Annotated in this window: 14 protein-coding genes; 3 read left to right on the forward strand and 11 right to left on the reverse strand. The window is 49.6% G+C overall.

Annotated elements, in window-relative coordinates; genetic code table 11:
- Nucleotides 1-104: 104 nt before the first annotated feature.
- Nucleotides 105-1,148 (forward strand): LacI family DNA-binding transcriptional regulator, encoded by a 1,044-nt coding sequence (locus tag GCU48_RS05090; RefSeq protein WP_152379281.1) that lies wholly within the window; start codon nucleotides 105-107, stop codon nucleotides 1,146-1,148.
- The gene (locus GCU48_RS05095) at nucleotides 1,145-1,363 is read left to right on the forward strand and encodes a DUF5316 family protein (RefSeq protein ID WP_025719254.1); all 219 of its coding nucleotides are present in this window, start codon (nucleotides 1,145-1,147) and stop codon (nucleotides 1,361-1,363) included. Before GCU48_RS05090 ends, GCU48_RS05095 begins: the two co-directional genes overlap by 4 nt.
- 13 nt (nucleotides 1,364-1,376) lie before the next feature.
- Here GCU48_RS05095 and GCU48_RS05100 read toward each other — a convergent pair whose 3' ends face one another.
- The 4 genes from GCU48_RS05100 to GCU48_RS05115 form a co-directional block, all read right to left on the reverse strand.
- Nucleotides 1,377-2,282 (reverse strand): NAD(P)/FAD-dependent oxidoreductase, encoded by a 906-nt coding sequence (locus tag GCU48_RS05100; RefSeq protein WP_152379282.1) that lies wholly within the window; start codon nucleotides 2,280-2,282, stop codon nucleotides 1,377-1,379.
- A gap of 86 nt (nucleotides 2,283-2,368) precedes the next feature.
- Nucleotides 2,369-2,767: an Rrf2 family transcriptional regulator gene (locus tag GCU48_RS05105; RefSeq protein WP_152379283.1), complete on the reverse strand. Its 399-nt coding sequence runs from the start codon at nucleotides 2,765-2,767 to the stop codon at nucleotides 2,369-2,371.
- A 129-nt stretch (nucleotides 2,768-2,896) separates the two neighbouring features.
- On the reverse strand, nucleotides 2,897-3,826 hold the full coding sequence (locus GCU48_RS05110) for an NAD-dependent epimerase/dehydratase family protein (protein WP_152379284.1): 930 nt from the start codon (nucleotides 3,824-3,826) through the stop codon (nucleotides 2,897-2,899).
- A 127-nt stretch (nucleotides 3,827-3,953) separates the two neighbouring features.
- A complete protein-coding gene (locus tag GCU48_RS05115; protein WP_244316086.1) occupies nucleotides 3,954-4,274 on the reverse strand; it encodes a hypothetical protein in 321 nt (106 codons plus the stop codon).
- 311 nt (nucleotides 4,275-4,585) lie between these two features.
- On the opposite strand from GCU48_RS05115, the gene GCU48_RS05120 reads away from it, so the two are divergent.
- Nucleotides 4,586-4,963: a hypothetical protein gene (locus GCU48_RS05120; RefSeq protein ID WP_025719246.1), complete on the forward strand. Its 378-nt coding sequence runs from the start codon at nucleotides 4,586-4,588 to the stop codon at nucleotides 4,961-4,963.
- A 4-nt stretch (nucleotides 4,964-4,967) separates the two neighbouring features.
- Here GCU48_RS05120 and GCU48_RS05125 read toward each other — a convergent pair whose 3' ends face one another.
- The 7 genes from GCU48_RS05125 to GCU48_RS05155 form a co-directional block, all read right to left on the reverse strand.
- Nucleotides 4,968-6,161 carry a glycosyltransferase family 2 protein gene (locus GCU48_RS05125; protein ID WP_152379286.1) on the reverse strand — a complete coding sequence of 398 codons (1,194 nt, stop codon included), beginning with the start codon at nucleotides 6,159-6,161 and terminating at the stop codon, nucleotides 4,968-4,970.
- Nucleotides 6,162-6,219: 58 nt separating this feature from the next.
- Complete coding sequence (locus tag GCU48_RS05130; RefSeq protein ID WP_152379287.1) at nucleotides 6,220-6,933, reverse strand: glycosyltransferase; 714 nt, start codon at nucleotides 6,931-6,933, stop codon at nucleotides 6,220-6,222.
- The gene (locus GCU48_RS05135) at nucleotides 6,930-7,931 is read right to left on the reverse strand and encodes an NAD-dependent epimerase/dehydratase family protein (RefSeq protein WP_152379288.1); all 1,002 of its coding nucleotides are present in this window, start codon (nucleotides 7,929-7,931) and stop codon (nucleotides 6,930-6,932) included. The genes GCU48_RS05130 and GCU48_RS05135 overlap by 4 nt, the downstream gene beginning before the upstream one ends.
- Entirely contained in the window at nucleotides 7,892-8,746 is an 855-nt protein-coding gene (locus GCU48_RS05140; protein ID WP_152379289.1) for a dTDP-4-dehydrorhamnose reductase family protein, read from the reverse strand. The genes GCU48_RS05135 and GCU48_RS05140 overlap by 40 nt, the downstream gene beginning before the upstream one ends.
- A complete protein-coding gene (locus GCU48_RS05145) occupies nucleotides 8,743-9,729 on the reverse strand; it encodes a polysaccharide biosynthesis protein (protein WP_152379290.1) in 987 nt (328 codons plus the stop codon). Before GCU48_RS05145 ends, GCU48_RS05140 begins: the two co-directional genes overlap by 4 nt.
- Nucleotides 9,722-10,813, reverse strand: coding sequence for a non-hydrolyzing UDP-N-acetylglucosamine 2-epimerase (gene wecB, locus GCU48_RS05150; RefSeq protein WP_152379291.1), 1,092 nt, complete (start codon nucleotides 10,811-10,813; stop codon nucleotides 9,722-9,724). The genes GCU48_RS05145 and wecB overlap by 8 nt, the downstream gene beginning before the upstream one ends.
- A gap of 131 nt (nucleotides 10,814-10,944) precedes the next feature.
- Complete coding sequence (locus GCU48_RS05155; RefSeq protein WP_152379292.1) at nucleotides 10,945-12,582, reverse strand: glycosyltransferase family 4 protein; 1,638 nt, start codon at nucleotides 12,580-12,582, stop codon at nucleotides 10,945-10,947.
- Between the last annotated feature and the right edge of the window lie 4 nt (nucleotides 12,583-12,586).

Here is a 12,586-nt window from a genome sequence, read left to right on the forward strand (position 1 = left end):
GTCAACTCATTTTTCATATCGTTATTTAGTTTAATTTATAAACTAAACTTTATCGTATAATCATGATATAATTTATATAGTTTAGTCCAATGGGAGGTTCCACGTTGAAAATTGATGATATTGCAAGGCTTGCCGGTGTTTCAAAATCAGCCGTCTCTCTTGCGTTTAATAACAAACCCGGTGTTAGCGAAGAAACCAAGGAGCATATTTTAAAAATTGCCCACGAGCATGGATATAGACCACGGACCATGAAGTCAAATAAGGAATTTACTAAAAGTCACCATGTCATTCGTTTTGTTGCATGCAAAAATACAGGCATCGTGACCGAGCAATACGAATCACTTCCATTTTTCAATGAGTTAATTCATCATATTACCAATCAGGTGAGAAACCATGGAAACACTCTTATTTTTTCGTCTTTTGATAGCCATAGCCTTGTAGAGGAATTGTATGCCCTGGAAAAAGAGCAGCCCTCCTCAGGAGTGCTTCTGCTGGGCACTAATTTAACTTCCGAGATTATTCATTCTATACAATCCATTCATGCCAATATCGTTATTTTGGATACTTGCTTTGAACACATCGACGCCAGTTTTGTATCCATTAATAACTACCTTGGGGGGTATAAGGCAGGCCAATATTTAGTTCAGTCTGGACACAGACAAATAGGATATGTGCAATCCAGTACCAGAATCCTTAACTTTAAGAAACGAAAGGAAGGATTTATGGCGGCTTTAGAGGAACATGATCTTTCCATAGATGATAGGCTTACCTTTAATATGCATCCCATGCTTGTGATGTCACAGGATTCTTTTAAAACAGCTATCCAAGAATTAACGGAGCTTCCTTCGGCCCTATTTTGCGAAAATGATTACATGGCGATTAGTGCCATTAAAACGTTTCAGGAAATGAATATCCGAGTACCTGAGCAAATTTCCGTTATGGGGTTCGATAATATTCATGAGGCCAAGGTCATCAGCCCTGAACTAACTACCATTCATGTAAAAAAGGATGTTTTGGCTCAGACAGCTGTAAACTTGCTGATGGAGAAGCTCAATCAAAATCAGGAGCATCATACGCAGGTGCTGGTAAATACCGTGGTCATTGAGCGGAAATCTTGCTTAGCCTTAATAAAGGAGGGTTCGCTATGATTCATGATTATGTATGGCGGGCAGGCGCTGCCTGCATGATACTCGCTATTATATTAAGTGGAACAGGAGTTAGTGGTGATCGCATGCGTGCCAACTACTATACGGAGCAGGCATGCGATCCTGAGGGGAAAGATCGGAAGCGCAGATGGAAATGGTCCTTCATACTTATGATCCTGGGTTTAATATTGCTGGCTATATCTTTGATTCTAGAATAAAAAGGACCCTAACTTATCCGAAATCTTCATCCGTCAGATCCATATTTACGCTCGTGGCGGTTCGACTGCCGTCGGCTGCGGCAAAAATCAATTGAGAAGGCATAAAGTACGAAGAATCGCCCGCGGCGTATACACCAGGTATGGAGGTTCTTCCCGCCCCATCGGTCTTGATCCCGCCCGACTCCATCCTTTCACAGCCCAATTGTTCTCCAAACGATGCACTTTGTACCAACTGAGGTGTCACGAAGCCGCCGACCCTCGGGAGCTTGGTACCGTCCGTAAAACGAACATGCTCAAGCTGGCCATGCTGGCCAATGAAAGCCGCAACAGGCTGCTCCATCACCACGATTCCCTTGGACTGAAGCCGTTCTTTTTGCTCATCCGACAGGGATGCCTGTCCATTCGTGCATACCACCAAATCCTGACTCCAATTGAGGAGCAGCTTGGCCGTATGATAGACAGCTGGCAATTCAGAGACGAGGACAAGCGGTTGATCCCGCAGCTCCCAGCCGTCGCAATAAGGGCAATTAAACAAACTTTTCCCGTATAACGGATAAAAGCCTTCGATCTCGGGGAATATCTCCTTTAGCCCTGTCGCCAGGACCAGTTTTCGCGCTTGGACGCGAATGCCTGACGAATCAAGCACCTCAAATCGACCGGATTCGATTTTGGCAATTGAAACCACCTCGGTTGGCAAATGATCCACAGACGGGTAGCGCTGTACTTCCTCATAAGCCACACGACGAAACTCGGCCGGCGTTACACCATCTCGCGTAATAAAGCCGTGTGATGCATGCGTAACGGCATTTCTGGGCCGATTGTTGTCCATCAAAGCTACGTTTCTCCTTGCTCTGCCAAGCACAAGGGCTGCATTCAGCCCGGCAGGTCCTCCACCAATAATGACGCAATCGTACAGCATAGCATCCAACTCTCTTTAAAAGATATTAAAGATTCATTATATCTGTTATTAGATTAAAAAAAGCTTATTATAATTCCCCCTCGGCCTTAACCCTGCGTATGCTTGTGGGCCAGATCCACCAATTTTGTATTTTTAAGATGACGTTCCATTTTTTCCTCCGCTTCCCTCATGACAGCTTGAATCAAGCATTCGGAACTGTGGACAAAATCACAATCAAACAAGGAATTTGTACCCTCAATAGCATGGATTATATCCAAAAAGGTAATATCATCCTTATTGCGGGATATACGATAGCCTCCATTGGCTCCGGAAACCGATTCGATCATACCAACTTTCACAAGTCTGGTCAAAATTTTTGAAAGATAGGTTGGTGACACATTCTGGGATTCGGCCAACTGCTGAACACCTACCGGCTTAACCGACGAATCGGCAACAAGCATGAGCATGGTGTGCAGAGCATAATTCGTTGCCTTTGTAAATTTCATAACTACACCTCAATTAAAGACTTATTGTATCTATGATAGCTCCCAATCTGCTGATATGTCAACCTATCCACAATTAAGGAGGGGCTGAGTCTCGTCACTCTGCCCCTCCCTGATTCGGGCGCTCTATCACTACGTTCCTTTTTTTCCTGAATCCATGCTGCTCGTATACGTTTCCTTTAAACCAGCAGAGATGCCGTAAAGCGGTTCCCAACGAAGCCAATGTCTAGCGACCGCGTTACTAAGGCAGCTATGGTGAATGTCTCCCGCCCGCGCTGGTGAATATACGGGGCGGACGGACGAACCATGCAGCTTTAGTAAATCATAGGCCAGTCGATTGATGGATGTCGTTCGTCCCGTACTTACATGTACCGTGCGTTGATCCGCAGCGCGTATAGCCGCCACATTCGCTCTGACTACATCCTTGACGTACACAAAGTCGCGGGTCTGTGTTCCGTCGCCGTGAATGAGCAAGGGACTGCCTTTTTTCAGCCGTTCCATAAAAAGAGCGACTACGCCGCCCTCTCCCTTCGCCGCCTGACCGGGACCATACACGTTTCCGTAACGTAAAATCGTGTAGTTCATGCCATACAGTCGATAAAAAAGCCGAATATACGACTCTGCGGTCAGCTTGGACAGCCCGTAGCCCGAGATCGGCTCTGTGGGATCGTCTTCATGGATACATTGCTTTTCCAGCTCTCCGTACACGCCGGATGTAGAGGCAAATATAAGTTTGGCTACACCGGCTTCATGGCAAGCCTGCAACAGATAGATCGTCCCCAACACATTCACTTCCGCATCCTCATCCGGTTGATGAATGGAATGCTGCACATCAGCCTGTGCCGCCAAGTGAAACACAATATCCGGGCTTTCCCGAATCAGCAGCGTCCGGGTTTCAGAGCTGCGAATATCTGCTATATGCATGACCGCGCGCGGGTCCACATTTGCGACATTCCCGGTCGACAAATTATCCAGCACATGCACTCGGATGCCCGAATCAGCAAGCGCACGCACCAGATGGGAACCGATAAATCCAGCCCCCCCGGTGACCAAAGCCTTCACTAGCGCACCCTCCTTTTAAACCGAAGCCAAAGTCTTCCTTTCGCATTATGTTATGCGACGCTCTATAGCTTGGCGCAGGCACACGTACAGACAGTAAAGACAATCTAAGCCTGTATAATCCGGAACCTCAGACCTGCAGCCTGATGTTTTCCAGCATATAACACCACAGCTCATCCTGACCGTTCCATATATCCTCAGGCGGCAGCGCCATTGAAACCACCCGCTCCGGCCCCCAATCCAGCTCTATCACCTGCTCCCGGCTGCCCCCCACACGAACCAGCAGCAGACGGGACGCAAGCGCGAATTTCTCCAGTAGCCGTGTGATACGGCGATCAAGCATCGTTTTGAATGCAGGATAGGAGGTCAGATGCTGATTACCGGAGATCATCCAATCCAGCGGCCCGGCATACGGACGCAGTCCGTTTTTATCCAGCTGAATGGAAGGCAAGCAATGTCCTCCCAGGCTGAATACAGCATCATAATCCCCCTATAGGTTCCCAGCAACTCCAGCCTCCGTTTAATTTGCAGCATAAAGGCCATACACCACCCAAATGAGGAATGGGCCAGTACGTAGCCAGCAAGATTTTCACAACTGCCTCACCTCCCCGTCTAGTGCATTACGTTCCGTCGCTTCTATTAAATGTACCTTTTTCAGCATACCCTACCGACAAGCGTACAAGCTTTCCCTTCAATAGATTCATAGTATAGAAGCATCCCTCCAGGGTTCTTCAATATTTTGTTTTTGAGAGGATAATTCAATTGGCTTTTACAACCGGCTATATGACAAACACGAGAGATTTTGGCACAGCCTGCTCCAATGTTGTTGTGAATTTGGTCAATGAGGATACCGTGAACGCGGCGACCGTGGCGATCCAAATTTTTTTCTCACTTGTACCGGATACCAAAACACCGTTGTATGTGAGCTCGATTAACTTACCTGCAAATTCCATTGCCCGCCGTACCTTTTTCATTCAAGGGGTACTTGCCTATGAGGTGCAATACAACGTAGTCTCCGCTGCTCCAGCCAATGTCGTTCTGTCCAACTTTGGGCTGGACCAATTCGGTAATATTGTGCAGGAGCACCGTGTTCTTCAGTCGGAGCTGACTACAATCGCAGCACTGTCTCCTGTTAGTTAAAAGCTCAGCCCTGCTCCAGTGCCTGATGTAATCTATGGGTATAATACACGTAATTCCATTCCGGCGGTATGGACTGAACTCCTCGGCCGCTGCCGACGGTTGAATGATCATCTGTATAGTAGGAAAAGGCATGTGTAGCCTGGAGTGGACGCAGCAAATCCGTCAAATACAGCAAATCGGTCACAGCAATATACGGTTTGACACCGAAGCATACAACAAAGCGGGTCACTGTTTCCCCTATGGCCTGAATCAGTGCTTCCACGACAGAATAGTGCGGTCTTGGCGTTACGATTAGTCGAGGATCTTGCATCATGGACAGGAAAGAGGCAGCTCCCTGTTCCGGCGTTAAATCCAGTAACCGAATCATGCAATTGCTGTAGTGCTGCTCCAGCAGGTTATCCAGTAATGGCTCGGCTTGAGTCATATCTGTGACAGGCATTAAAATGGTCATTTCAAGCGGGATGCCCCGACGCGCTCTCGCCTCATACTTGGCGATTTGAAATGCGTGCCGATAGCGCCGGTGTTCCCCCTGGCTGTGCAAGCTGGCCGATACGCTAAAAGCTGAATTTACCCGGTAATCCATCAGGATTTCCGGGATGAATTTCATGCTGCACGTCTCGGTCAGCCGCAGCCAGTAGTCATAATCCTCCACGGGTTGCAGCCGATAGCCGCTAATCTGGCGGGCATATTTGCTTTTGTACATAAACGAAACCCCGACAATGCTGGCGTTCAGTAATTCATGATGCGGCTGGCTTTGATATCGGATCAGCGCTTGTTGGTGCTGCTCGTCATGCAGCGGGTTCCCTCCGGCGTCCACCTGCCGGAAGGTGGAGAATACAAGGCCGAGCGAGTCCGGCCCCTGCATCAGTTCCTGCCGCAATCGTTCTACGAATGAAGGATAATAAACATTATCACTCGATACCCACGTCACATAGGTGATTGCAGGGTCCTGGAACAACTCGTCGAAGCCCCGATTGAGGGCACTGGATACTCCTTTGTTCTCGGGAAGTGTAATCAACTGAACGCGCGGGTCCCCCCCTGCTGCGTGGAGCGCCGGTCCTATCATTTCCGGCGCTCCGTCAATAACAATAATAAACCGGAACGCTCCGTAGCTCTGAGAAAGTACGGACGAAATCGCAGCTTGTAGATAACCGATATCCTGTTTGTAAAGCGGCATAACAATCCCCGTATCGCTCATATCAATCCCCCCTGATCTACTTTCCGGGTTCATATGGTTCTCTAATGAGAAAGCCATTCTAAGATAGACCGTTCAATAGCTGATTAAAGCGATCTTGATAACGTGCTTGGGTGATGCGATATTCCCGCTCAACGTCTGGCCAATGCTTTTTGGTTCCCATTTCATCATGCCAGCGATAATTAACCAGCGACTCATTCAGAAAAAGAAATGGATATCCCGCCAGCATCACTCGGTACCACATATCCAGATCATGGGTATACGGCAGCAATTCATCGAATAGACCGATATGTGAGAACAGCTCCTTTTTAAACATGACCGTGCATCCATTAACCGGATTACCCTGCTGGAAAAAACGGTAAAACTCTGTCAGGGACGGGAATACGGCTGCTGTCTGATAGCTTGTGATTTGGCTGTATTGATTGATGAAATTGAAATTGGTATGAGAGATATGAGCACCATGTTCAACCATAAAAGAAACCTGGTTATTAATTTTGTCTCTATGGTAGGTATCATCCGAGCTGAGCCACGCAATATATTCGCCGCTGGCATGTCGGATACCGTGATTCAATGCGCTGGCTGTTCCACCGTTGGCTTTGCCCAAATAATGTATATACGGACGATAGGGCTGGAGCATTTCGACATGTGTCGTGGACCCATCATCGACGACAATAATCTCAAGTGGTCCGTAGGTTTGCTCCAATGCGCTTTGTAAAGCCTGATCCACGTAAGCACAGTTATAAAAGGGAATGACGATCGTTACTTTCGGTCTCATATCGTTCCTTCCTTTCCAGCTCGGCGGTATTGAATCATATCCTCTAGTGATTGCTCTAGCTGTATGTTCGGCTTCCAGCCCATGTCCTCCAGCTCCTTTGCACGGTATGCCTCCGTCGCTGCTGACTCTGCTGTGTCCCCCCATTGTACAGGGACAGATGTATTCGCCAGTGCAACCATACGCTCCACGATATGGCCCAGCTCTACGATGCTGCCTGTGCAGACCGGATAAATACGGCCCGGCACACCTTGCTCCAGCAGCACACCATACGCACGAACGGCGTCGCGAACGTCCAGAAAATCACGCTGCGCATGTCGGGAAGATACCCGAAACGGGGCAGGGGCAGCTTCAGTTACCGACTGCCCTTTCATGCGTTCCGTCCGAACGATATACCCCGCCAGTAATGCGCAAAATCCGGTTGAGGGACCCGGGCCGATCAAGTTGCAAGGCTCCGCCAGCATAACGGATTGATCGAATAGCGCACCCCACGACAGCGCGACTGCCTCTTGAAGGCTTTTGCTGAGACTGTATGGGTGCGTAGGATGATACGGAGCGTGCAAAGCCGTCTTAAGCCGAGAGCCCGCCACAACAATTCGAGCTTTGGGAAAAGGGCGCAGTGCATCCAGCAAATACAATGTGGACAGTACATTGGATTCCATATACAGCAGTGGACTTTGCCATGATTCAGGCACCGAGTTTTTACCGCCCAGATGAAGCACATAATCCGGAGCAATCTGGCGAATGACTTCGCCAAGACGTTTCTTGTCGAGCAAATCGCACACATAAGGCGCGATGCGGACATGAGTGCCGACATCCGGACTGAGGTTCTCATCCCCAGCCAGTGAGATCAGCTTTGATGCGGAAGCGGCAGTACGAGTCAGCGCCGCCACCTCCCAGCCAAGCTTTGCAAAATAGCGGCAGGCATGCATCCCGGTATAGCCCGCCGCTCCGGTAATGACTATGACAGGCCGACGTGGTTCCGCTGTGCTTCTGTCCATTCCAGCAGCTCCTTCAGCATGATGCTGTAGTGAGGAACATCGTAGAGCAGATCGGCCCGGGTAGAACGAAGCGTCCGATCCTGTACCGGCTCATCTTTCGGCACGATCCGAATATCCTCCCTCTTCCAGATGTCTTTAAACAGCAACAGCAAATCATGCTTGCTGATCGGTTCAGGGTGAACCAGATGAATAAGTCCATCCAGTGGCTTATTCATAAGCACCCGTATCGCTTTAGCTAATTCCAGTGTCGTGACCCCGTTCCAAAAAACACGGCGATACCCGTCAACATCTCCGCTCTGCTGCAAGAACCAGTGCAGCAGACCAATGCCTCCCGCCCGAATTTCCGGGCCGATAATGGAGGTGCGAATGGTCAGATGCCCTGCCGCCTTTACTTCTCCGAGTATTTTCGTCACAGCATAGGCGCTTGTCCCGTCAGGCTGATCCGTCTCCTTGTATAGACCAGGAACCCGCTTTCCCTCAAATACGCAATCCGTGCTGATATGAATGAGACGGGCACCGATGCCGTCCGCCGTCCGCTGAATAAGATGAGGCAGCAGACCATTGATTTGGTATGCTGTAATCTGATCCTCCCCGGCATACTGATTCAGTACGCCTACCGCGTTAATGATGACATCTGGCCGCACACTCCGCACCAGTTGCTCCACCATAAAGCTGTCCCTTACATCCAGCAGCAGACCGCCTTTACTTTCGGGATCACGGGTGGTGTAGAAGACGTTATACCCACCCTGATGTTGAAAGTAATCGACCAGGACATGGCCCGCCATGCCGTTACCGCCCAAAATAAGCAGCTTCATTTAATGAACCCCCCGCTCTGGAGGATGCTTCGAATTTCCTTTTTGGACATCAGATTGAACTCCGAGCTAAAGCTGCTGAATGACACCGGAGGGCACTGACTATAGCGGTCTTTTAATTGAGGAATATTTAAAGTTGGGAGAATGACTAAATATTGATCGTCATACACAACCGTTGTCAGGCTTTCAAAATCACTCATCAAAATCTCATGAATTTTCTCGCCGGGACGGACACCTTGTTCCACAATTTCTACGTTTTCCACACCCGAATCTTCAATGAGTACCTCAGCCAGATCCAAAATACGGCAGGTTGGCATAGTCATGATAAAAATTTCTCCGCCGATGCTTTCCACCGAGGCTTTGAACAGGAGACTGATTGCATCACGCAGGGTCAGGAAAAAGCGGGTCATTTTCATATCTGTAATCGAAACCTTGCCCTTTTGGCGAATCTGACTTTGAAACAGATGCACTACGCTGCCGTTTGTACCCAATACATTACCGCCACGCACCGTCACAAACCGTGTATCACTATTCAGCAGATTGGCGTAGACAATCAGTTTTTCCCCAATCGCTTTGGTCATGCCGTAAAAATTGGACGGATTCGCAGCCTTGTCAGTCGATATATAAATTACTTTTTTTACCTCATTGGCAACAGCGGCCTCGATTACGTTTTGCGTGCCTACGACATTGGTCTTGAGTGCTTCATAGGGCTGATCCTCGCAGACAGGCACGTGCTTGAGGGCCGCCAAATGAAACACATAGTCCACACCCTGACAAGCGGTAATCAGCGCCTCCTTATCCCGAATATCCCCAATACAGAAGCTGAGTCGTTCATCCTCAAACTGTCTGCTCATGGCAACCTGGTTCGATTCTCCGCGTGAATAGATAATGACCTCTTTGGGGTTACGCGGCAGTAGCTGGGTAACCAGCTCATGCCCCCAGGAGCCGGTACCGCCGGTAACCAAGATACGTTGATTTTCAAACATGCCGTTTCCCTCCAAGCAGAAATTTAACTACTTTATCCGACACATCTTCCGCCAGATAGCCTGCGGGACACTGCCAGTTATGCTGCATCCCGGTCATTAAGGCTACCGCGTTCGCTATAACCTCGCCGTCGAGTCCGGATACGATATTACTGCCGCAATCTACCGTTTCCGGCCGTTCTGTCGTCCGGCGCATCGTGACTGTTGGCACGCCCATGACGCAGCATTCCTCCTGTACGGTACCGCTGTCCGTCAAAGCACAGCGGGTATGCCGCTCCAGCAGCACAAAGTCAAAAAATCCGAACGGTTCGTGGAATTCCACCAGCGGATCAAGCCGGGTCGGCGGATGGCTTGCGATTCGGGCGGCGGTGCGAGGATGAATGCTGCAAATGATCCGCTGCCCGAATCGCTGGGCTACCCGGTTAAGACCATCCAAAATACCCAGCAAATGCGGCGGATGGTCAACATTTTCAGCTCTGTGGGCAGTAACCAGGAAATATTCCCCCGGCGACAATCCGAGCTTATTCAAAATATCGCTGCCGGACACCTCTTTCTCATAGTGCTGCATTACTTCGTAGATCGGATTCCCAGTCAGTATAATTCGTTGACTCGGAAAGCCCTCCCGTATGAGATGCTGCTTGCTTTGCTCTGTATACGGCATATTAATCGTAGAAATGGCGTCAATGACACGGCGGTTCTTCTCCTCCGGCACATCCAGATCATAGCAGCGGTTTCCCGCCTCCATATGCACGACCGGGTAGCCCATACGTTCCGCAAGCAATGCACATAAAGCACTGTTCGTATCACCTAGCAGCAGCACATGATCCGGGCGTTCCTTGTTTAAAATCTCCTCCATCTGCGAATACATGGCAGACAGCTGTTTGCCTAGCGTTCCCGCCTTCTCCTGAAGCACATAGTCCGGGGCACGCAGGCCCAGCTCGCGGAAGAATTGCCCGCTCAGGCTTTCGGTGTAATTTTGGCCCGTATGCACAAGCACATGTTCATCTGCATGTCGATCCAGCTTTGGAATGATTAGGCTGAGCCGTATAATTTCCGGTCTTGTGCCGAGCACGGTCAATATTTTCATAGTTTTGGAACCCACCTTTGCTGTCGTTGTTTCATTAAGCTGTGGAGTTCAATATGAGATTCATCCAGCAGGCTGGCTATGCTCCAGTTTGATGTTCAGTTTGATGTTCAGTTCAACGGTCCGGTGTATGTTCACCCGGACCGTTGTCTTGTATGCCGTCCACCCTTAAGCGTGATTCGCTTTCGCTTATGAAGGTGTTGTCGCCGTGACTTTAGTTTTCGCTTGAGCTTGGGCGACATTGTCGATCCCTGAGTACTCTTGCGACGACTTCTGCCGTTGCTGCTACTGTTGTGCTTACGGCTCTTGCGGTGGCGTAGTCTGATATGCCTGCGACCCTTCGGCCATCTTGCACGAATGCTACGCTTGCTGCGGGGCGTTTCTGGCTGTAGCTCAGGTACTGGGGGAGCTGGTTGCGGCAGGCCCTGGATGGCTGCGTATTCGATCGGCGGCAACCCCAGCACAGGCAGCTGACAAACCACAGATTCGGGAAATTCTCGAATTGTGCTGGTAAACGCCTCAGGTATAGCAATGACCTGACGCAGTCCTTCACCTTCCCTCGTCCATACAGGGCCACCCGGCTGCTGAATCAGTGGAAACCAATGGGGATGATGACACAACCATTGACTTACCATGAGATGCAAGTTGCCTCGATAGGACTCGGGTCCGTAAACACGTGTAGCCGCGCTGTTATTACGTATACCAATTCGTTTGATTTCCTCGGGATGATTGAGCAGATAACCCACTTTTTGCGCCAGCATGTCGCTGTTGCCTGGCTCCACCAAAAAATCTGTGTTTCCGGTCGCCTCCATCAATTCGACCAATCCGCCCTGCGCAAAGGCTACAACAGGCTTGCCGTAAACCAACCCTTCCAGTGCAGTCAGACCAAAACCTTCCTCCACCATACTGGGGATCACAACAATATCCATCGCACTATAGGCAGTCGACACAGACTCCTCAAAGGAGTTGAACTGAAAGCGGCGACTAAAACGAGATTGGCGGATTAACGAGACGCATTTTACGTAATATTCCGAGTCTACCGAGCTGCCGATAATCCAGAAACGACAGCGCGAATTGGTTTCGCACAGCTTTAAGGCCATCTGGACAAAAGGCAGCAGCCCCTTGGCTTCGTAGATAAAGGAAGAAATATAACCAATACAAATATGAAAATCCCGCAGCCCCAGCTTTTCACGTTTTCTTTTCCGTTCCAGCACATGCTCCTTGGGTGGCGGCATATCCATATCCCGACAAGGTGGTAACACGGTATGCAGACGTGTCAGCCCCCCGCCGTGCAAAGGACGCATAACGGCCTGTGAGATGCCGATGACCCATTGACTGTAACGCTCTATGATGGAGACTGAGACTGGCGTATGCTCATTCTGGTTAATGACCTCGGTTATTTTCCAGATCACCGGAATATTAAGCTCCTGGGCAGCTATCGCGGGCATAACGTTCACACAGGTATTGACCAGCACCACATCAGGACGGGCTTGCTGGAGCATTTGGAGCAACGGTGCATACACAACATGGCTTCGCAAATTCTCCGCATCCTGCGCTAAGCCCTCATACGGGGTATACATGCCGTGCAGCATGAACAGGCTCTGGATCTGAACAGTGATCCCGCGCTTGCGTGCAATCGTAGTCAGACGCCCTTCACCGGGTGTTACCAGAATACAGTCAAAGTACGTACGAATGTCCAAACAGAATTGCAATAGCAGCTTCTCGGCTCCCGTAATACTACGGACGTTGCTGACATGGCTGAATAGCATCATTTTC

It is taken from the genome of Paenibacillus brasilensis, from assembly GCF_009363115.1.
GTDB classification, from domain to species: domain Bacteria; phylum Bacillota; class Bacilli; order Paenibacillales; family Paenibacillaceae; genus Paenibacillus; species Paenibacillus brasilensis.